This window comes from Pseudomonas sp. GV105 (assembly GCF_003058185.1).
GTDB lineage: Bacteria > Pseudomonadota > Gammaproteobacteria > Pseudomonadales > Pseudomonadaceae > Aquipseudomonas > Aquipseudomonas veronii.
The window spans coordinates 18528-37567 of sequence record NZ_QBUF01000001.1 but is presented as its reverse complement, the minus strand read 5'-3'; the positions used below and the strand labels follow the sequence as shown (position 1 = coordinate 37567).

Annotated in this window: 20 protein-coding genes and 1 pseudogene; 10 read left to right on the top strand and 11 right to left on the bottom strand. The window is 60.0% G+C overall.

The window, feature by feature from the left end:
- The first annotated feature begins 3 nt into the window (after positions 1 to 3).
- A complete protein-coding gene (locus C8K66_RS00165; RefSeq protein ID WP_017847270.1) occupies positions 4 to 555 on the top strand; it encodes a TetR/AcrR family transcriptional regulator in 552 nt (183 codons plus the stop codon).
- Positions 556 to 609: 54 nt separating this feature from the next.
- Positions 610 to 1089, top strand: coding sequence for a nuclear transport factor 2 family protein (locus C8K66_RS00160; RefSeq protein ID WP_046383231.1), 480 nt, complete (start codon positions 610 to 612; stop codon positions 1087 to 1089).
- 36 nt (positions 1090 to 1125) lie between these two features.
- On the opposite strand, the gene C8K66_RS00155 is transcribed toward C8K66_RS00160, so the two are convergent.
- Both C8K66_RS00155 and C8K66_RS00150 read right to left on the bottom strand, forming a co-directional pair.
- Entirely contained in the window at positions 1126 to 2283 is a 1158-nt protein-coding gene (locus tag C8K66_RS00155; protein ID WP_108523975.1) for a PQQ-dependent sugar dehydrogenase, read from the bottom strand.
- A 22-nt stretch (positions 2284 to 2305) separates the two neighbouring features.
- A complete protein-coding gene (locus C8K66_RS00150) occupies positions 2306 to 2623 on the bottom strand; it encodes a hypothetical protein (RefSeq protein WP_017847267.1) in 318 nt (105 codons plus the stop codon).
- Between the two features lie 212 nt (positions 2624 to 2835).
- Between C8K66_RS00150 and ligD the strand changes: the two genes are divergently transcribed.
- Positions 2836 to 4341, top strand: coding sequence for a DNA ligase D (gene ligD / locus C8K66_RS00145; RefSeq protein ID WP_108523974.1), 1506 nt, complete (start codon positions 2836 to 2838; stop codon positions 4339 to 4341).
- 18 nt (positions 4342 to 4359) lie between these two features.
- On the opposite strand, the gene lpxO is transcribed toward ligD, so the two are convergent.
- Complete coding sequence (gene lpxO / locus C8K66_RS00140; RefSeq protein WP_017847265.1) at positions 4360 to 5259, bottom strand: lipid A hydroxylase LpxO; 900 nt, start codon at positions 5257 to 5259, stop codon at positions 4360 to 4362.
- Between the two features lie 259 nt (positions 5260 to 5518).
- Positions 5519 to 6862 carry an LPS O-antigen chain length determinant protein WzzB gene (locus C8K66_RS00135; protein ID WP_108523973.1) on the bottom strand — a complete coding sequence of 448 codons (1344 nt, stop codon included), beginning with the start codon at positions 6860 to 6862 and terminating at the stop codon, positions 5519 to 5521.
- 386 nt (positions 6863 to 7248) lie between these two features.
- On the opposite strand from C8K66_RS00135, the gene C8K66_RS00130 reads away from it, so the two are divergent.
- On the top strand, positions 7249 to 7635 hold the full coding sequence (locus tag C8K66_RS00130; protein WP_046383227.1) for a TIGR03067 domain-containing protein: 387 nt from the start codon (positions 7249 to 7251) through the stop codon (positions 7633 to 7635).
- 136 nt (positions 7636 to 7771) lie between these two features.
- Here C8K66_RS00130 and C8K66_RS00125 read toward each other — a convergent pair whose 3' ends face one another.
- Entirely contained in the window at positions 7772 to 8584 is an 813-nt protein-coding gene (locus tag C8K66_RS00125; protein ID WP_046383226.1) for a bifunctional 2-polyprenyl-6-hydroxyphenol methylase/3-demethylubiquinol 3-O-methyltransferase UbiG, read from the bottom strand.
- A 135-nt stretch (positions 8585 to 8719) separates the two neighbouring features.
- Positions 8720 to 9619 (bottom strand): LysR family transcriptional regulator, encoded by a 900-nt coding sequence (locus C8K66_RS00120; protein WP_046383225.1) that lies wholly within the window; start codon positions 9617 to 9619, stop codon positions 8720 to 8722.
- A 139-nt stretch (positions 9620 to 9758) separates the two neighbouring features.
- Between C8K66_RS00120 and C8K66_RS00115 the strand changes: the two genes are divergently transcribed.
- Entirely contained in the window at positions 9759 to 10373 is a 615-nt protein-coding gene (locus tag C8K66_RS00115; protein WP_046383224.1) for an FMN-dependent NADH-azoreductase, read from the top strand.
- A 181-nt stretch (positions 10374 to 10554) separates the two neighbouring features.
- On the opposite strand, the gene C8K66_RS00110 is transcribed toward C8K66_RS00115, so the two are convergent.
- Complete coding sequence (locus tag C8K66_RS00110) at positions 10555 to 10926, bottom strand: DUF4156 domain-containing protein (protein WP_199918374.1); 372 nt, start codon at positions 10924 to 10926, stop codon at positions 10555 to 10557.
- A gap of 255 nt (positions 10927 to 11181) precedes the next feature.
- On the opposite strand from C8K66_RS00110, the pseudogene C8K66_RS31085 reads away from it, so the two are divergent.
- The 3 genes and pseudogenes from C8K66_RS31085 to C8K66_RS00095 form a co-directional block, all read left to right on the top strand.
- Positions 11182 to 11465 (top strand): annotated as a pseudogene (locus C8K66_RS31085) (site-specific integrase); the annotation flags it as partial.
- Between the two features lie 20 nt (positions 11466 to 11485).
- Positions 11486 to 13072, top strand: a complete 1587-nt coding sequence (locus tag C8K66_RS00100; protein WP_026140064.1) for an ABC-F family ATPase — start codon at positions 11486 to 11488, stop codon at positions 13070 to 13072.
- 156 nt (positions 13073 to 13228) lie between these two features.
- On the top strand, positions 13229 to 14404 hold the full coding sequence (locus tag C8K66_RS00095; protein WP_057005542.1) for an MFS transporter: 1176 nt from the start codon (positions 13229 to 13231) through the stop codon (positions 14402 to 14404).
- On the opposite strand, the gene C8K66_RS00090 is transcribed toward C8K66_RS00095, so the two are convergent.
- Entirely contained in the window at positions 14398 to 15435 is a 1038-nt protein-coding gene (locus C8K66_RS00090) for a dienelactone hydrolase (protein WP_026140063.1), read from the bottom strand. The genes C8K66_RS00095 and C8K66_RS00090 overlap by 7 nt on opposite strands.
- A gap of 229 nt (positions 15436 to 15664) precedes the next feature.
- Complete coding sequence (locus C8K66_RS00085; protein ID WP_046383222.1) at positions 15665 to 16276, bottom strand: FMN-dependent NADH-azoreductase; 612 nt, start codon at positions 16274 to 16276, stop codon at positions 15665 to 15667.
- Between the two features lie 124 nt (positions 16277 to 16400).
- On the opposite strand from C8K66_RS00085, the gene C8K66_RS00080 reads away from it, so the two are divergent.
- Positions 16401 to 17309, top strand: a complete 909-nt coding sequence (locus tag C8K66_RS00080; protein WP_046383221.1) for a LysR substrate-binding domain-containing protein — start codon at positions 16401 to 16403, stop codon at positions 17307 to 17309.
- Positions 17306 to 17662 carry an MmcQ/YjbR family DNA-binding protein gene (locus C8K66_RS00075; RefSeq protein ID WP_046383220.1) on the top strand — a complete coding sequence of 119 codons (357 nt, stop codon included), beginning with the start codon at positions 17306 to 17308 and terminating at the stop codon, positions 17660 to 17662. The genes C8K66_RS00080 and C8K66_RS00075 overlap by 4 nt, the downstream gene beginning before the upstream one ends.
- On the opposite strand, the gene C8K66_RS00070 is transcribed toward C8K66_RS00075, so the two are convergent.
- Both C8K66_RS00070 and C8K66_RS00065 read right to left on the bottom strand, forming a co-directional pair.
- Entirely contained in the window at positions 17651 to 18034 is a 384-nt protein-coding gene (locus C8K66_RS00070; RefSeq protein WP_017847254.1) for a DUF1294 domain-containing protein, read from the bottom strand. The genes C8K66_RS00075 and C8K66_RS00070 overlap by 12 nt on opposite strands.
- Positions 18031 to 18861, bottom strand: coding sequence for an undecaprenyl-diphosphate phosphatase (locus C8K66_RS00065; RefSeq protein WP_046383218.1), 831 nt, complete (start codon positions 18859 to 18861; stop codon positions 18031 to 18033). Before C8K66_RS00065 ends, C8K66_RS00070 begins: the two co-directional genes overlap by 4 nt.
- Positions 18862 to 19040: the final 179 nt, after the last annotated feature.

Genomic DNA, 19040 nt, shown 5'->3' with positions numbered 1-19040 from the left:
CACATGAACGATATTACCCGCGACATTATCCTCGACGTCACCGAGAAGCTGATCTATCGCCACGGCATCGCCGCCACTGGCATGGACTTCCTGGTGAAAACCGCCGGTGTCTCCCGAAAGAGCATCTACCGCTATTTCGCCAATAAGGACGAACTGGTGATCGCGGCCCTGCAACGTCGCGACGCGCGCTGGATGCACTGGCTGCGGGCCGAGGTGGAACGCCGTGAAGACAGCGGCGAGCGCCTGCTCGCAGTGTTCGACGCGCTCAAGGCCTGGTTCGGTTCGGCGGACTTTCGCGGCTGCGCATTCATCAACACCAGCGGCGAAACCGGCGACCCGCAAGCCCCGGTACGCCTGCTGGCGAAGGCGCATAAACACAAACTCTTCGAGTACCTGCTCGAACTGTGTCAAGCCCATGGCACGCCCGAGCCGCAACGGCAGGCCGCGCAACTGCTGATCCTGATCGATGGCGCCATTACCGTGGCCCTGGTGACGGGCGATGCCACCGCGGCGGATACGGCGCAATCCATGGCACGAACGTTATTGGGGCTTTAACCCCACAGGCATCGCAACTTTCGATCAACCCTTATTGTTTTAAGGAGCCGCCCAATGTCATCCCCTGCAGAAACCCGCCCACCTCTGCCGCCGTTTACCCGCGAGTCGGCCATCGAAAAAGTCCGCCTGGCCGAAGACGGCTGGAACTCCCGCGACCCGCATCGGGTGTCCCTGGCCTACACCCTGGACACCAAATGGCGTAACCGCGCTGAATTCGCCTACAACCGCGAACAAGCCAAAGACTTCCTCAGCCGCAAATGGGCCAAGGAGTTGGATTACCGGTTGATCAAGGAGTTGTGGGCGTTCAGCGATAACCGTATCGCGGTGCGCTATGCCTATGAGTGGCACGACGACTCGGGTAACTGGTTCCGTTCCTACGGCAACGAAAACTGGGAGTTTGACCAGCACGGCCTGATGGCCAACCGTTTTGCCTGCATCAACGACATGCCGATCAAGGACAGCGAGCGCAAGTTCCATTGGCCGCTGGGGCGGCGTCCGGACGATCATCCGGGGCTGTCGGAGTTGGGACTCTAGCCTGTAGCCGCAAGCGTGAAGCTTGCGGCTTATTGCTCAATCCTGGTTCAAACCCACTCGGTACAACACCCCATCATCCTCATCGGTCAACACATACAAAAAGCCATCCGGCCCTTGCCGCACGTCGCGAATTCGCGCATTCAAGCCGCCGAGCAAGCGTTCCTCATGGATCGCCTTGTCGCCGTCGAACTGCAGGCGAATCAGCTCCCGGCTGGCCAGGGCGCCAATGAACAGATTGTGTTGCCATGCCTGGAAGCGGTCGGCATCGTAGAATGCCATGCCGCTGATCGCTGGGGATTTCTCCCACACATGGTGCGGCGCCACAGTACCGTCCACCACCTTGCCCTTGGCCTCGGGGATCGGTGTCAGCGAATAGTTGATGCCATGAGTCGCCATGGGCCAGCCGTAGTTCTTGCCGCGTTCGATGATGTTGATTTCATCTCCGCCACGCGGCCCGTGCTCGTTTTCCCAGAGCGTGCCATTCCATGGGTTCAACGCCAAGCCCTGCGGATTGCGCTGGCCGTAGGACCAGATTTCGGGGCGCACACCCGGTTGCCCGACAAAGGGGTTGTCATCCGGCACGCGGCCGTCCGGGTAGATCCGCACCACCTTGCCTTGCAGCTTGTCGAGGTCCTGGGCGGTGGGCCGGTCGTTGTTTTCACCCAGGGTGACGAACAGGTAGCCGTCGCGGTCAAAGGCCAGGCGCGAGCCGAAATGATTGCCGGTGGAGAGCTTGGGCTCCTGGCGCAGGATCACCTTGAAGTCGCGCAAACCGCTCAGGTCATCCGCCAACCGCCCGCGACCGACCGCAGTGCCGGCTGTGCCGCCCTTGCCGCCGCCTTCGGCATATGACAAGTACACCAGGCGGTCCTGCTTGAAGTCCGGCGACAGCGCCACATCGAGCAAACCACCCTGGCCCTTGGCCCAGACCTCAGGCACGCCGGTCAGCGGCGCCGACAATTTGCCATCCGGGCTGACGACCCGCAGGTGGCCGGGACGCTCGGTGACGAGGTAGCCCTGTTTGTCCGGTAAAAACGCCACGGCCCACGGATGATCCAGGCCTTTGGCGATCGGCGTGGCGCTGATGCTGCCTTGTTCGCTGGGAAACTGCTGGGCTTCGGCGGCATACAGCGTTGTCAGCGGCAATAAGGCGCTTGCGCAACATGCGGCAAGCAGGGTTTTGCGTAGAGACATAAGACGGGGTCCTTACCGGCGCTCAAGGCCGGCGATTGCCGTTGGCGTCAACCGTGGGGGCTTTGGTTTCCGTCGCCGGGCGGCTGGGCGCAGCCTGGCGTTGCGGATAGCGATTGCCGATGCCGCCGTTTTCCAGGGTCGGCGTGCGCGTGGTCGGCCCGGTCTGGATGCCGCGAATCGCCGGCGCATTGGGCTGGGTGCCCTGCATACTGTTGGGATTGGCCCGGTGGATCGGGCTATTGTTGGCGTCATTGCTGCCGGGCAGGTTTTGCGCCTGGGCACTGGCGCAAAGTGCCAGGCCTAGCGCCAACGCTGCAAGATGTCGCACACAGGTGATCATGACAAAGCCTCTTGGGACGAGGAGTACGTGCTTTCGATACCACGCTACGCTTTGGGTTCGCCTTTGGTAACTAAATAGTTTCTCATCAGATGTAACACGTTCTGTCCGAGCATCCGCGCACCGCAACTTCCACGCCAGCGATCGCACGGGTGCAAGGTGTGTAAAAAGCCAGCGAAAAGGCCTCTTGAGCCGACCAAGGTAGGGAGCACGATATGGCAAAGCCCCTGAGCGAATACAACCGCAAACGCGACTTCAAGATCACCGCCGAACCTTCCGGCGCCGCGTCGGGCGCGCAACGCAATGCATCGGCGCTGACGTTCGTGATCCAGAAGCACGACGCACGCAATCTGCACTACGACTTGCGCCTTGAGCTCGATGGCGTGCTCAAGAGCTGGGCGGTGCCCAAGGGCCCCAGCCTCGACCCCAGCCAGAAACGCCTGGCGGTGCAAGTCGAAGACCACCCCTTGAGCTACGGCAGTTTCGAAGGCCGCATTCCGGCCGGCCAATACGGCGCCGGCGATGTGATCGTCTGGGACCGTGGCATTTGGCACCCCCACGACGATCCACAAACCGCCTACGCCGCCGGCAAACTGGAATTCACCCTGGCCGGCGAAAAACTCTCAGGCGATTGGGTCTTGGTACGCACCCACCTCAAAGGCAGCGGCGACAAGGAACGGTGGCTGCTGATCAAGGAAAACGACCGGCACGCCCGCCCGGCCAGCGACTACGACATCACCGAAGCCCAGCCGCAAAGCGTGCTCAGCGGTGCCTGCGTGGGGAACGCCAGGCCCACGCCCGCGCCGCAAAAGACCGCCGCGTCGGTCACCCTCGCCGGTGTGCAGATCACCCATGCCGAGCGCGTCATCGATCTCGCCAGCGGCACCCGCAAGCTGGAACTGGCGCAGTTTTACCAGAGCATCAGCGAATGGCTGCTGCCCTTCCTGCGTCACCGCCCCGTTTCCTTGCTGAGGGCGCCGGAGGGCATCGACGGCGAGCAATTTTTCCAGAAGCACTCGGAGCACCTGGCGATTCCCCATATCAAGCAACTGGACCAGCGCCTGGACCCTGACCATGCGCGCCTGATGCAGATCGACAGCCTCGCCGGCCTGATCGGTGCGGTGCAAATGGGTACCGTCGAACTGCACACCTGGGGTGCCACCTCGGACAAGATCGAAACCCCGGACCTGTTCGTCCTCGACCTCGACCCCGATCCGGCCTTGCCGTGGAAAGCCATGCTGGAGGCGGCGCAGTTGACCTTGTCGGTGCTCGACGAGTTGGGCCTGCAAGCCTTCGTCAAGACCAGCGGCGGCAAAGGCCTGCACCTGATGATCCCGCTGGCGCGCCGCGATGATTGGGCCACCGTGAAAGCCTTCGCCAAAGCGATCGCCCAGTTCATGACTCAACGCCTGCCGGAACGCTTCACCGCCACCTCCGGGCTGAAGAATCGACAGGGCAAGATCTTCATCGATTACCTGCGTAACGCGCGCGGTGCCAGTACGGTGGCGGCCTATTCAGTGCGCGCACGCCCCGGCCTGCCGGTGTCGGTGCCGGTCAGTCGCGAGGAGTTGAAGGGGTTGCGCGGTGCCCAGCAGTGGACGGTCGCCAACCTGCAACAGCGGTTGCAGGGTTTGAAGGGCGACCCGTGGGCCGGTTATGCCAACAGGCAAAGGCTCAGCAAACAGATGTGGGACACGTTGGGCGCGACGCCACCGCAGTGAGTCGCGCCACGTCGAGGTTCAGATCAGGATGAAGATCAGTGCAAGCACCGCGAAGATCGCCCACTTTTCCAGGTAGTAGCGCGTGCGGTTACGCTTCTTGAGTTCCTTGCCGCGCAGGCGGATTTTGTACAAGCGGCTAAACGCACGGTTCAGGCCGCCGGTCTTGTCGCCCGCGTCGTTCGGCGCGCCGGCGGCGGCCATCACCGTGCGGCTGAACCAGCGGTTGAACGCGGCCGCCCAGCGGTACTTCATCGGCCGCTCGACGTCACAGAACAGAATGATGCGGTTCTTCTGGGTGGCGTTTTCTGCGTAGTGGATATAGGTCTCGTCGAACATCACAGGTTCGCCGTCGCGCCAGGAGTAGTTCTCGCCGTCCACATTGATGTAGCACCCCGGATCGTTGGGGGTATCCAGGCCCAAGTGGTAGCGATAGGAACCGGCGTAAGGGTCGCGGTGGCGCACCAGCTTGGAGCCCGGCGGCAACTCGGCGAACATCGCGGCCTTGACCGAGCCGATGCTCTGCAGCAACTCGGTGGTGCGCGGGCACAGCTTCATCGCCGAGGGGTGGCTGTCGCCATACCATTTCAGGTAGAAGCGCTTCCAACCCGACTTGAAGAACGAGTTGAAACCGACGTCGTCGTATTGGTCCGAACGCTTGATCGCGCCCGCCTGCATCAGGGTATGGGCTTCCTGGCGGATTTCTTCCCAATGCTCCTGCAGTGGGCTCAGGTCCGGGAAGTCGCTGGGTGAGAGATACGGTCGGCTGGGTAGCTTGGAGAACAAGTAGAGAAAGCAGTTGATCGGCGCCAGGAACGTAGAGTGATCGCTGAGCTGGCGTCTCAGTTTATGCCGCACCCGGCCACGCAGGTGGACATACGCAATAGAGGCAACGTAGAGGAAAACAATAATGAGTTTCAATGGATTTCGTCACAAGTCAGGAGAAAACAGGCTGCTCCTGCGGGCCCACGACGGCCGAGGTTGGATAGCAGCACATGAAATCACAATTCACATATAGGCGGCACGACCGGCGGATAGCCCTTCGGTTCATAACCATCGCCCGATATTTAGCCACAATTTGTAACTAAAGGTTAACTAAGAATTGTGAAAAGCTGTCCACTGATTGTAATTGGAGGGGGCACGGGGGCTTGTCATGGGACAAGCCCTTGCGCATTAAACGTTACGGCAGCGGCTGATCATCCTTGCGCTCACGGCGGGAAAATCGCCCGTCTTCCAAGCTCGAATAAGGCACGGTTTCGCGCCGGGTCAGCACAAAATGGCGGACCAGTGCGACGAACAAGCCGAGGATCAACCCCGCGACCAGGCTCAAGGCGATCACCAGGGCTTTTTTCGGTTTGATCGGCGCCAGTGGCTCCTGGGCGCGGCGGTCGACGGTGACCAGCTTGAGGTTGCTCATGTCGATGTTGAGGTTACGCAAGCGCGCAACTTCAGCACGAAGCGGTTCAACATCCTGCAGGAAGATGTCTTCATTCCCACGCTTGCGCAGCACTTCAACCTCACGGTTGACCTCCAGCAGTTGCAACTCCTTGCCGATCTCGGCGACGCGAGGGTTGGTAAAGTCGTCGCTGGTCCGCTGTTGTAGCGCAACGCGCTCGGCCTCCAGGGCCTCGGTGCCGAGGAAGTAAAGCGGGATTTTCTGGTTGTTGACCTCGGTACGCATCACCTGGCTCGAACCGCCTCGTGCGGCATCCGCCATGGACGATGGCGTGGTCGGCGTTTTGATACCCATGGACTTGGCGATGGCAATGGCTTCCGACAGCTCTGCCAGGCGGTTGGTACGCTCCATTTTCATCTGCAGGCGCAGGGCACTGAGTTCATCTTGCAACTGGGCGCGCTTGAGTCGGTCATCTTCCAACAGCTTGGCGATCTTCGATTCCTTATCGGTATCGTAGTTGGCGCGCGCAGCGTCGATCTTGCCTTTGAGTTCATTCAGGCGGTTGTTGACGATCACCTTGAGGTCCGCACCGACTTGTTCGCGCTCCGCCGCAATGGCGTAGTCGACAAAGCCGTTCAGAATCGTCACACCGTCCACATCGCTCGGGTACTGCAACTCCAGGCGGATATAACTGCTCAACGAGTCTGACTTTTTCGGGTCTGGCAGAATCAAGTTGACCGAGTTGCGGTTGAAGTCTTCAAAACTCTGCTCCAGGCTTTGCCCAGGCTTCTGGAACGCAGTGAACAATTGCTCATGGGATCTGAAAAAGCCCAGCCTCGCCTCATAAGAGTCCAACTGCGCGCCCACCTTCGACAACGCATCGGCCGGTGGCAACTTGTAGACTTCGGAACGGTTCAATGCATCCAGTTCATTGATCGCCGCCGGGCGCAAAACACTGCTGACCTCATATGTCCGCGGCGCCAGGAAGGCATAGCCGACGCCGAGCACGCCCGCCAGAATCGTACACCCCACTACCAGTTTTTTTTGCTGCCAAATCGAGTGGAACAGTTCAAGCAGGTCAATTTCGTCTGAAGAGCTAGAAACAGTATGCGGGGAAGTTCGATTCAAAATGAAAGCACCTTAAAAATGATACTAAACGGCCATCACCGTCAAAAACCTGAATACCCCAGTAAAGAATCAGGGACAACGCCCTGAAGCCCACAGAGCAGGCTAACCAATCGCTATCTGACCACTCAGTCAGACGAAAAATCCCACGCTATTAAAGTTTGTTTCCCTTCATTCAAGCAATCATTGCCACTGGCGTTCATCAAGTAGGAATATTCTTGTCACAAGAGTAGTCAAAAGTTTGTTAAATAGCTGCTCTCACTCGAAAAAATCGCGATAAAAGCCTGATAACACGAAGCTTCCTACGGATAAACCTGTATATACCCGGCTTTTTCTGACCGTTCGGTCGCGCTATTCAGTGCTATGCGCCTCAACAAAAAGGAATTTGTATGACATCCATTTCCGACTCGGACTACCAAGCCCTGCAGGGCACATGGCAGCAGATCTCGCTCGAAGACAGCGGCGTGCTCAACCCGCCCGACGCCCACAGCGCCCCCGGTGCAATCACCACCATTACCGACGATCACTTTGAAGTGCTCACCGTTGATGGCGAACGACTACTGGCCGGCCGATTCTTCCTGGACAGCACCACCCATCCCAAAAGCATCACCTGGATCGATGCCATGGGGGATGACGCGGGCAAGCTGCTGCCGGCCAGCTACCGCCTGGAAGGAGACGAGTTCGTATTCATCGCGGCGGATGAAGGCATGCCGCGACCGTGTGTATTCAGCACCGGCCCCGGGCAGACAATGCGTACATTCGTGCGTCGATCCTGAGCCCCGCGCCCATCTGAACTTGCGACGGGATTTTCACAAGGCATTCACCTTCCGGTCTATAGGGTGAAGCCTACCTACTCCAGTGAATCCCTTAGCCCGCCTCCCCCGGCGGGCTTTTTTTTACGCGCAAAACAGCTCAGGGCAGGCGCTTGGTCGCCGTCAGGGTAAAACACAGCGGCAACTGGGCCGCCTGATCCTCGTATTGGTCGTAGAGTTCTTCGCGATTTGAATGCGGGTATTCTTGCAGATGAGCGATCTGCAACCGCGCCGCAATCGCTGCGCTGACCACACTGCCCAGCGTGTGTACAAACCAGTAGGACGTCGGCCCCGCGACCGCGCTCTGCCCTTCATAGACGATCGACTCTTGCAGCACAAAAGGCTCACGCTGGAAGTACGAACTGGCAGGCAGCAGCGGATTGGCTGCCAGCGGGTCGAACACTTCCAGGAACGGGTGGGTTTCGTACATCACCAGAGTGCCGCCGGGCTTCAGCGTTGTGGCGACCTGGCGCATGAACCGCGCCACATCAGGCATCCAGCCCAATACGCCGATGGTCACCAGGGCGATATCGAAGCGTGCGTGCAAACGCTCGGGCAAATGGTGGATCTCGGTTTCGATGAATTCCGGGCTGTAGGGTGAGAGCGCCGCCAGCTCCCGAGCCTGATCGAGAAAGGCACGGGATTGGTCCACGCCGACGACCGTGCGTGCGCCCAGGCCGAATAACGACAAGCTTTCGCGGCCGTTGTTGCAACACAGCTGCACCACGTCTTTGCCGGCAACACCGACATCTTGCAACAAGGCGGTGAGAGTCGGGTCCAGGCACGAAAAATCCGGTTCGGCGACCGAGGCCAGCAGCGTCCTCCAGGTATCCGTGTCTTTGTGCAGCCGGGCGGATTCGTCCCAGGCGTCCTTGTTACTGGCAATCGCCTGTTGGGCTGAGGGCATGTCCATTGCGTCTCCAGAAAGTCGGTTACAGCGAGCTACGGAAAATAAGCCAATTGCCCGTCAGATGAAACCCTCGCCTGTGGCCGAACTTATCTCTCGGCCCAGGTCACCAAACCGCCGACCTCGGTCATCTTCGTACCCTCACAGGCACAGACGACGGGTCAGGTCATTCAGCAACCATCGGCCTGCTTTACCTAAAGAGCGATTTTGCATGTGCGCGGCATAGATCGTAAGTGTGTCTGGTGTGCGTTGAAGTTCGGCGGTTAACTCAAGCGGCCGGAGGCGCCCTGAAGCCAGATGATCCGCAATCAGATGCTCGGGCATTCGGCACCAACCGAACCCGGCGAGTAAGAAATCCAGGCGCCGTGCCAAATCGACAAACCGCCACTGGTGACTGCCCGTCACCCCATAGCTAGGGCCGTCGGGAGAAACCGGATCGGAAAGCACCAGTTGCACATAGGGCTTGAGGTCTGCCCGTGTTGCCCGGCGGCCTAACATGGCCAAGGGATGCCCGCTGGCGACGACTGGCCTCAAGTCGACGCTGAGCAGCGCCAGCGCGGTGATATCGTCGGGCACCGTCGGGATCAATGTGCAAAGCGCCAGTGCCGCATCGCCGTTGCGCAATCGGCGCTCAGCGCCGCCTAAGCCTTCTGTAGAGAAACTCACGGCCAGATGCGGAAAAGCCTCACGGAGCGCGCCAAGGCTTTCGATGAGCGGGGCGCTGGGGACTAAAGGGTCTATGGCGAGCGCCAACTCCGGCTCAACCCCTGCTGCAGTACTTGCAGCCATTGCTTCAAATTGGGCAGCGCTCGCCAGCACGGCGCGCGCTTGAACCACCAGCACTCTACCGACCTCAGTGAGCCTTGGACGATGACCGCTGCGATCAAACAGCCTCACACCTTGAACTGACTCAAGCGTGGCAATCGATTGGCTAATGGCAGATTGAGCGCGCCGCAGGTGACGTCCCGTGGCCGAAAAACTGCCTGTATCGGCAATGGTTACAAGGATCCGCAATTGATCCAGGCTGAGATTTCCGATCATGCTCCATCACTTAAACAGATGGACTCAATCATATTTACATCACTCCTGCTTATAGATCGCATTGGGTAGAGTGTGTCGCACATCGCCTACCGCGACAACGCAAAACATACCGCCCCCTCACCGCGCAGGAGTTACTTTCATGTCCAGGCTTCTCACCATTGAAACCAGCCCACGTGGGGATGCTTCGATTTCCCGACAGCTCACTCGCCGCTTCGTGGCCGCATGGGAAGCTGCGCACCCTCGGGGCGCCATCAAAATACGGGATCTAACGGACACCCCGCTGACCTTCGTGACAGCCCCCTGGTTACAGGCTTACTTCACCCCCGCCCCCCAACATTCGCCTGAAATGAAAGCGGTGTTGCAACTATCCGATGAACTTGCGGCCGAGTTGCTGGAAACCGATCACTTGGTTATTTCAACACCCGTCTACAACTATAACGTCCCTGCGGCACTCAAGGCCTGGGTCGATCATGTGGTGCGTAAAGGCCTGACCCTGGGCGTTGATGGCAAAGGACTGGTGACCGGTAAAAAAGCAACAGTGCTGCTCGCCTCGGGAGGTGTATATACCGACGACTCGCCGATTAAAGACCGTGACATTGCGACTCACTATTTGAAACTGATCCTGAACGTCCTGGGTATCACTGACGTAACCTTTATCGCGGCCGGCGGCGCTAAAACCGTAGATCTCGGAGAACTCAGCATGCACGACTTTCTAGAGACATTTGATCATCAAATTCAAAAGTCGCTGGTTTAGCCAGCCATACGACTCTGCTCTATCGACTACGCGTGGTTAAACGGGGATTCACTTATGCGGCAGCAATTGAGCGATCCGCATTTCGTCCAGCCAACAAGTTGCGGTTCCGACTGGAGCTTTTATCCGACCGATAATTACTGATCTCCCTCAACTTAGGCGTGGCAACCGACCAGGCTCACCGTCAAGGGCAGCGATAAACGTTTCCTGAAAGGGTTACGTTGGTTTGCTCCAATCGCTTGTCCGAACCGGTTTGGCCCGCTCGCTCAGTGAGCAGATAAACCCGATTGCCCCCCATCGCTGCGGCTTTATTTTTCAGATCGTTACGGGCTCCGGTCTCCAGGTTCGCGTTCCCAGTGATGCTGCCAAACAGAAAGTCGCCCTGACTACCCGTAACATCTCCCAAGAACTGGCACTCGGCGCCAGGTTCGTTATGAGTGACGCGCACGGTGTTGGCGGCGGGCCCCACTATCGCCGTCGGTGCGCAACCGATCAGTCCAAGCAACACAGTGGACAAACTGACACTAATGAGGATACGAGGGAGATGCATGGACATGGTTCCTGTCTTACCAAAATGACATTGCCCTTTTGGATAACCTGCCAGGGCTTTAAGCCTGTGCAGTATCAAGTTTTGCTGGAACAGGAACTGTATTAATAAGTAATTTTTGCGTGTGAATCTGTAAACAATCGCTGTACGAACGGAGCCCCAGCCCTACCCTCACGGCGCCCTCCCCCTCAAATACGCGAAGCGCACGGATATCTGCTTGGACGGTGCGTGAAACGCCGTTGGTTTTTCCCGCCACCGACGCACTCGCAGAGCGTGAAGCAGACGACCGAGCTGCACTACAGGGGACTCCAACACCGAAAGCATTGAACATCCGTCGTCGACCGCCATACAACTGTCGTCACACCTATGCGACAATATGCAGTATGTCTGGCATGAACCCCGCCTTCATTTCCCAGCAGCTCGGCCATCGTGCGCAGATGCTGCTCTCGACTTATGCGCGTTGGATCAACCCAAGCTCGGACTGGAGCGAATCGGAAGAGCTCCAGATTGGTCCCAAATTGGTCCCAGCTCAAATAAGCGCACCCTAAGCTATTGATAGGTAAAGTAATTGATCTCCACAGCTAACATCACCATGCAGTTCGGCGCCAAGCCGCTCTTCGAGAATGTCTCGGTCAAATTCGGCGCCGGTAACCGTTATGGTTTGATCGGTGCCAACGGTTGCGGCAAGTCGACCTTCATGAAAATCCTCGGTGGCGACCTGGATCCGTCCGGTGGCCAGGTCATGCTGGAACCGAACGTGCGCCTGGGTAAACTGCGCCAGGACCAGTTCGCCTACGAAGAATTCACCGTGCTCGACACCGTGATCATGGGTCACGAAGAACTGTGGAAGGTCAAGGCCGAGCGCGATCGCATCTACTCGCTGCCGGAAATGAGCGAAGACGACGGCATGGCCGTGGCCGAGCTGGAAACCGAGTTCGCCGAGATGGACGGCTACACCGCCGAATCCCGCGCCGGTGAACTGCTGCTGGGCCTGGGTATTCCCCTGGAACAGCACTTCGGCCCGATGAGCGAAGTGTCCCCCGGCTGGAAACTGCGCGTATTGCTGGCCCAGGCGCTGTTCTCCGACCCTGAAGTGCTGTTGCTCGACGAACCGACCAACCACTTGGACATCAACACCATCCGCTGGCTGGAAAACATCCTGACCCAGCGCTCCAGCCTGATGATCATCATCTCTCACGACCGTCACTTCCTGAACAGCGTATGTACCCACATGGCTGACCTGGACTACGGCGAGTTGCGCCTGTTCCCGGGCAACTACGACGAGTACATGACCGTGGCGACCCAGTCCCGCGAGCAACTGCTGTCGGACAACGCCAAGAAAAAAGCGCAGATCTCCGAACTGCAATCCTTCGTCAGCCGCTTCTCGGCCAACGCCTCGAAAGCCAAGCAGGCCACTTCCCGTGCCAAGGCGATCGACAAGATCCAGCTGGCCGAGGTCAAGCCTTCGAGCCGTGTGAGCCCGTTCATCCGTTTCGAACAAACCAAAAAGCTGCACCGCCAGGCGGTCATCGTCGATCGCATGGCCAAAGGCTTCGACGGCAAGCCGCTGTTCAAGGACTTCAGCTTTCAGGTTGAAGCCGGCGAGCGCGTGGCGATCATCGGCCCGAACGGTATCGGCAAGACCACCCTGCTGCGTACCCTGGTCAACGAACTGACGCCGGATGCCGGCAGCATCAAGTGGACCGACGCCGCCGAACTGGGCTACTACGCCCAGGACCACGCCCACGACTTCGAAGACGACATGAGCCTGTTCGACTGGATGGGCCAGTGGACACAGGGCGAGCAAGTGATCCGCGGCACCCTGGGGCGCATGCTGTTTTCCAACGACGAGATCCTCAAGTCGGTCAAGGTCATCTCCGGTGGCGAACAAGGTCGCATGCTGTTCGGCAAGCTGATCCTGCAAAAGCCGAACGTGCTGATCATGGACGAACCGACCAACCACTTGGACATGGAATCCATCGAAGCGCTGAACCTGGCACTGGAAAACTACCCGGGCACGCTGATCTTCGTCAGCCACGACCGTGAGTTCGTATCGTCCCTGGCCACCCGCATCATCGAGTTGAGCGCCAACGGCGTGATCGACTTCAGCGGCACCTATGACGACTACCTGCGCAGCCAAGGCGTGGTCTTCTAAGCACCGCGAGCAGCTGTTAGCGACAAGAAAAAGCCCCGTCCACTGCGACGGGGCTTTTTTGTATCTGTCGGCCAGCCGGGTTGATAGTTAGGGTGCTTTCTTTTCCCCCGAGCCCTTGCGATGATGCCCTCACCGCCCGCCCGCGAACGAGTGCTCATGTCTGCCGCCGCCCCGAGTTCACTGTCGATCACCCTGCAGATCGTCTCCATCGTCTTCTACACCTTTATTGCCTTTATCTGCATCGGCCTGCCGATCGCGGTGATCCCAGGCTACGTACACGAGCAACTGGGTTTCAGCGCGGTGGTGGCCGGGCTGACCATCGGTTCGCAATACCTCGCCACCCTGCTCAGCCGCCCCATGGCCGGGCGCATGTCCGATAACGTGGGCACCAAACGTGCAATCGTGCTCGGCCTGGGCGGCATCCTGGCCAGCGGCGGGCTGACGCTGCTGGCAACACTGCTGCAAAGCCTGCCGCTGTTGAGCCTGGGCATCCTGATCGTCGCTCGTTTGTTGCTCGGCGTGGCCCAGGGCCTGATTGGCGTGGGCACCATCAGTTGGTGCATGGGCCAGGTCGGCGCCGAGCATACGGGGCGCTCGATTTCCTGGAACGGCATTGCGTCCTACGGCGCCATCGCGATTGGCGCGCCGCTGGGCGTGGTAATGGTCGCCGAATACGGCTACAACAGCCTTGGCATCGCCCTGTCGGTGCTGGCGGCGCTCGGCCTGGTGCTGATCCGCAATAAACCGTCCGTGCCGGTGGTCCGCGGCGAGCGCCTGCCGTTCTGGGCGGTGTTCGGGCGTATCGCCCCGTTTGGCGCCAGCCTGTGCCTGGCGTCCATCGGCTACGGCACCCTGACCACCTTTATCACCCTGTACTACCTCAATCGCGGCTGGGCAGGCGCGGCCTATTGCTTGACGGTATTTGGCGTGTGTTTCATCGTTTCGCGCCTGGTGTTTATCTCGGCCATCAGCCGCTTTGGCGGCTTCCGCGCAGCGATTGGGTGCATGATCATCGAGACCCTGGGCCTGACGCTGTTGTGGCTCGCGCCGTCTACCGGCGTGGCATTGATCGGTGCAGGGCTGACCGGCTTCGGTTTGTCGCTGGTGTACCCGGCGCTGGGCGTGGAAGCGATCAAGCAGGTGCCCAACAGCAGCCGTGGCGCGGGGCTGAGTGCCTACGCCGTGTTTTTCGACCTGGCCCTGGCGATTGCCGGGCCCTTGATGGGGGCGGTGGCGTTGAACCTCGGCTACGGCTGGATCTTCTTCTGCGCCGCACTGCTGTCACTCAGCGCCTTGGGCGTGACTTTGCTGCTCAAACGTCGCGCTTACTGATCCGCCGTCTGCAGGCCGGCACGGGTGGATCGCCCGAGGGTGTGAGCGAAAAAGCGCCCGGCTTCGGAGGTCAGATCGCGGTGAATGCCTTCGCGGTCGACGCCATCGGCATCGGTGCAGATCGCCGGCATCAGCGCCAGTTGATCGCTGTCGCAGGGCGCCATGAACACGAAATGCCCGGCCCCGGCCAGCAATTTGAAGTCCGGCGGTTCGGGCAGCTTGCGCGCCAGGGCGGCGGCGTTCTTGTCCACCGCCACCAGCTTGTCGCCATCACCGCTATAGAGCAGCACCGGCACGTGGACGTCGGCCAGGGTGTGGCGCCCGAACATCAAGCTCAACGGCGCCATCAACATCAACGCGTGAATACGTGGGTCGGCTTGTGGCTGCAGGTCATCACGGTCCACCACCAGCTCGCCTTTGGTGGTGCAGGCGTCGCGGTCTTCCGGACGCTCCTGGCAATAGCGGCGCAGGCGGTCGAAATCGGGCTTGGCGCCCGCCAGGATCAACGCGGTTTCGCCACCGGCCGAGTAGCCGATGACACCCACTTGGTCGACGTTGACGAACGGTGACAGCATCGGGTCGCCCAGGGTCGCGGTGATCGCTTCGGAAATCTGGATCGGCCGCCCATACAGGTTGCTCAACGTGCCCAGGCGGCTGTGATCCTTGTAGTTGTCGCCGGGGTGCAGCACCGCCACGACTACAAAGCCCTTGCGCGCCAGGGAGGTCGCCAGGTCATGCAGGGCCAGCGGCGTCCCTGTGTTGCCGTGGGACAGCATCAGCATCGGGAAACGGCCGATAGCGATCTTCGAATCTTCCGTGGCGGCCACGTGATACCCACCCACCCGGGTGGTGTGCTCAACGTCGGTGGACGGATAGAACGCGATGGCATTCATCGGCTGCAGATCCAGCGGGTCGAGAAAACTCATGCGGTGGAAGCCCACACTCCAATGCGGGTGCGGCGCAGGCGCGGCGTGCACTGAAACCAGGCCGCCAAGCAGGGAAAGAACCAAAACAGCACAAAGACGCATCATGAGGATGTCCACCTTTGCTGCGCGATAACCGGCATGTCTATTCAAGATGTCCATGGTTCAAGGTACTCGCACCGAGTGATAAACCCATGCGTGCATAACCTGGGCCAAAGTAAAGACAGCGGGCCAACGAAAAAACTCCGTACTCCGGTCGCGTTCAGGCGAGCAGAATACAGAGTTTAGGCGCCCGGCTTCAGATTGAAACCGAGCAACAGCGAAATTTACACAAGTCTTACGCGGCGGCGAACAATTGTTCGTTGATGACAACGTTCGCGTCGCTCAGGGACTTGCTGCGGAACTCATCGCCATACGCCAGGCCCTGGGCGCGGACGAATTCGATGTCGGTGATGCCGAGGAAGCCCAGCATGACTTTCAAGTATTCCTCGTGGGCCACGCCGGTTGCCTGGCCAACATGCAGGCCGCCGGACGTGGAGACGATGATGACTTTCTTGTTGCCGCACAGGCCTTCCGGGCCGGCTTCGGTGTAGCGGAAGGTCTGGCCGGCCACTGCAATGCGGTCGATCCAGGCCTTGAGCTGGGACGGGATGGTGAAGTTGTACATCGGTGCGCCCAGCACCACGGCGTCGGCGGCGAGGAATTCAGCCAGGGTCGACGCGCTGAGGTCGGCTTCGTGCTGCTGCGCGGCGTCGCGCAGTTCGGCCGGCGTGCCCAGCGCAGCCAGGGTGGCGCCGGAGAAGTGGTTGATGCCTTCGCTGGCCAGGTCACGGTAAGTCACTTCCACACCCGGCTCGGCCGCTTGCCAGGCCTTGACCACGCCGGCACTGAGCTGGCGCGAAGCCGAGTTGTCGCCGAGGATGCTGGAATCGATGTGCAACAGTTTCATGGGTAAGCTCCAAATAAGATCAGCGATGCGAATCAGATGGTGTTAAGCCTACGCATGAAACCAATAGCCGATAAGGTAGTTGAAATGCGATAGTTCGTCCTACTGACAGGACAATAGGCTGAGCATGCAAGACCTCAATGACCTCTACTATTTTGCCAAAGTCGTGGAAGCCGGCGGCTTCGCGGCGGCCGGGCGCCTGCTGGGGATTCCCAAGTCACGCCTGTCGCGGCGGATCGCCGAGCTGGAAGAACGCCTTGGCGCGCGTCTGCTGCAGCGCACCACCCGGCAACTGACCCTGACCGCCGTCGGCGAGCGTTACCTGCGCCATTGCCAGGCGATGCTGCTGGAAGCGGAAATGGCCGACGAGGCCGTGGCCAGCATGTCCAGCGAACCCCGCGGGCGGCTGCGGGTCAGTTGCCCGGTGGGCATGGCCCAGCACATCCTGCCGGAGCTGGTCGCCGGGTTTCTCGCCGCCCACCCCCAGGTGCAGTTGGAAATGACCCCGGTCAACCGCCGCGTCGACCTGGTGGCCGAAGGCATTGACGTGGCGTTGCGGGTGCGCGAGCTCGGCGATGAAGACCCGCTGCTGGTCACCAAGCGCCTGCGCCAGGCCCAGACGCTGCTGGTCGCCAGCCCGGACTTCATGCGCGGCCGACAGGTCGACAACCTCGACGACCTCAAGCAATTGCCGGTGCTCGGCGCCCTGGAAGCCGACCGCATGGTCCACCTGCGCCTGCTCGACCCCCAAGGCAACGCCGAAGACCTGGTGATGGAAGCCCGCCTGGGCATCGATGATTTCATTGTGCGCAAAGCCAGCGCACTCAAGGGCCTGGGCTTCACCGTGCTGCCGATGATGTATTGCGAAGAAGAACTGGCCAGCGGCCAACTGGTGCAACTGCTGCCGCAATGGTCGCTGCCGGGCGGCTGGTTGCAGGCCGTGTACCCGCATCGCCGTGGCGTGCTGCCGGCGATTCGCGCGTGGATCGATTACCTGGAAGAAGGCTTTAAAAGCTGTGGAGACCGCCTGTTATGAGCATGACCGAAGAACAAGTCGCGCACTTCTGCCTGAGCCTGCCCGGCGCGCGGGAAGACTATAAATGGGGTGGCGTGCGAGTGTTTTCGATTGCCGGCAACAAGATGTTCGCCTTGCAGAACCTGCGGGGTGACTCGTTGGCGTTCAAGGTCGACAAGGAACTGTTCCTCGGCCATGTGGACCGCCCGGGCATCCACCCGGCGCCGTACCTGGCGCGCGCGCAGTGGATCATCATGAACACGCCCTACCCGCTGGGCACCGAGGAGTTGCGTGGCCTGTTGCAGCGCTCTCACCAGTTGGTGGTGAGCAAGTTGCCCAAGCGCACGCAGGTCGGGTTGTTGCTAGAGGACTGACCCCAGCGTGCCGCTGAGGAACAACTGGTCAAGCCAGAACACCTGATGCAACAGCACGATTGCCCAGAACAGCACCTGATACGAGACCTTGCGCGTCTTGTGCCGGAACACCTGCTGGGCAATCAGCGCCCCCGGCCATCCGCCCGCCAGCTCGACGGCGTGCAGGATGTTTTCGGGAATGCGCCGAGCGTCGGTGCGCGCCTTGTGCTTGTCGCTCCAGTACAGCAAAAACGCGATCACGCTGACCACGCCATAGGCCGCCAGCGGCAGCACGGTCTCGCCGCGATGCCACACCAATACCGAGCCCAATAATGGCGCCGCGCACAACAGCGCAAAGATCAGCGCCTTCAGGCGTGGGTGCTGAATCATCATGCCTTGGCCGCGGACCAATCGATCCAGCCAAACTGCCAGGTCGCCAGGATCAGCAAGCCGAATGCAATCCGATACCAGGCAAATGCCGCATAGCTATGGCTGGCGATGAACTTGAGCAGGCCCTTGACCGCAATCATCGCGAAGATGAACGAGGTGACAAACCCGATGGCGAACACCGGCAGGTCAGCCGGCTGGAACAGGTCACGGTACTTGTAGCCCGAATACACCGCCGCACCGACCATGGTCGGCATGGCCAGAAAGAACGAAAACTCGGTGGCGGTCTTGCGCGACAGGCCGAACAGCAGGCCGCCGATAATGGTCGAGCCAGAGCGCGAGGTGCCCGGGATCATCGCCAGGCACTGGGCAAAACCGACCTTGAGCGCATCCTTCCAGCTGATCTCATCGACGCTCTCGGCATGCACTTCATGCTCGCGCCGCTCGGCCCACAACATCACGATGCCGCCCACCACCAACGCCGTGGCGACGGTGATCGGGTTGAACAGGTAATGGTGAATCAGATCAGCGAAAATCACCCCCAGCACCACGGCCGGCAGGAACGCGATCAGCAGGTTGACGGTAAAGCGCTGTGCATTGCGCTGGGTCGGCAAACCGGTCACCACGTCGAGGATCTTGCGGCGAAACTCCCAGACCACCGCCAGAATCGCGCCGAGCTGAATGATGATGTTGAACGCCATGGCGCGTTCGCCGCCAAAGTCGAGCAAGTCGGCGACGATAATCTGGTGGCCGGTACTGGAGATCGGCAAAAACTCCGTCAGCCCTTCTACCACGCCGAGTATCAACGCCTGTGCGGCGGTCCACAAATCCATACTTCCCCCAAAGGTCTTGCGCTAAGACAAGCCTCGTTAGTCTTTTTAATGGTTCACTGACGTTGAGCGCACTAAAGGCCCGGTGTTGATATTCAACGCCGGTCTGCAAAAATTCCGTGAAAAATCAGGCAGTACTCAGGTTTTTCGATTTCGGGCCGAAAGCCTATCAGACAAGGCGT

Coding starts and splice junctions, on each gene's coding strand:
- C8K66_RS00165 (WP_017847270.1), top strand. CDS start 4: ATGAACGATATTACCCGCGACATTATCCTCGACGTCACCGAGAAGCTG.
- C8K66_RS00160 (WP_046383231.1), top strand. CDS start 610: ATGTCATCCCCTGCAGAAACCCGCCCACCTCTGCCGCCGTTTACCCGC.
- C8K66_RS00155 (WP_108523975.1), bottom strand. CDS start 2,283: ATGTCTCTACGCAAAACCCTGCTTGCCGCATGTTGCGCAAGCGCCTTA.
- C8K66_RS00150 (WP_017847267.1), bottom strand. CDS start 2,623: ATGATCACCTGTGTGCGACATCTTGCAGCGTTGGCGCTAGGCCTGGCA.
- ligD (WP_108523974.1), top strand. CDS start 2,836: ATGGCAAAGCCCCTGAGCGAATACAACCGCAAACGCGACTTCAAGATC.
- C8K66_RS00130 (WP_046383227.1), top strand. CDS start 7,249: ATGACATCCATTTCCGACTCGGACTACCAAGCCCTGCAGGGCACATGG.
- C8K66_RS00125 (WP_046383226.1), bottom strand. CDS start 8,584: ATGGACATGCCCTCAGCCCAACAGGCGATTGCCAGTAACAAGGACGCC.
- C8K66_RS00120 (WP_046383225.1), bottom strand. CDS start 9,619: ATGATCGGAAATCTCAGCCTGGATCAATTGCGGATCCTTGTAACCATT.
- C8K66_RS00115 (WP_046383224.1), top strand. CDS start 9,759: ATGTCCAGGCTTCTCACCATTGAAACCAGCCCACGTGGGGATGCTTCG.
- C8K66_RS00110 (WP_199918374.1), bottom strand. CDS start 10,926: ATGTCCATGCATCTCCCTCGTATCCTCATTAGTGTCAGTTTGTCCACT.
- C8K66_RS00095 (WP_057005542.1), top strand. CDS start 13,229: ATGTCTGCCGCCGCCCCGAGTTCACTGTCGATCACCCTGCAGATCGTC.
- C8K66_RS00090 (WP_026140063.1), bottom strand. CDS start 15,435: ATGATGCGTCTTTGTGCTGTTTTGGTTCTTTCCCTGCTTGGCGGCCTG.
- C8K66_RS00085 (WP_046383222.1), bottom strand. CDS start 16,276: ATGAAACTGTTGCACATCGATTCCAGCATCCTCGGCGACAACTCGGCT.
- C8K66_RS00080 (WP_046383221.1), top strand. CDS start 16,401: ATGCAAGACCTCAATGACCTCTACTATTTTGCCAAAGTCGTGGAAGCC.
- C8K66_RS00075 (WP_046383220.1), top strand. CDS start 17,306: ATGAGCATGACCGAAGAACAAGTCGCGCACTTCTGCCTGAGCCTGCCC.
- C8K66_RS00070 (WP_017847254.1), bottom strand. CDS start 18,034: ATGATGATTCAGCACCCACGCCTGAAGGCGCTGATCTTTGCGCTGTTG.
- C8K66_RS00065 (WP_046383218.1), bottom strand. CDS start 18,861: ATGGATTTGTGGACCGCCGCACAGGCGTTGATACTCGGCGTGGTAGAA.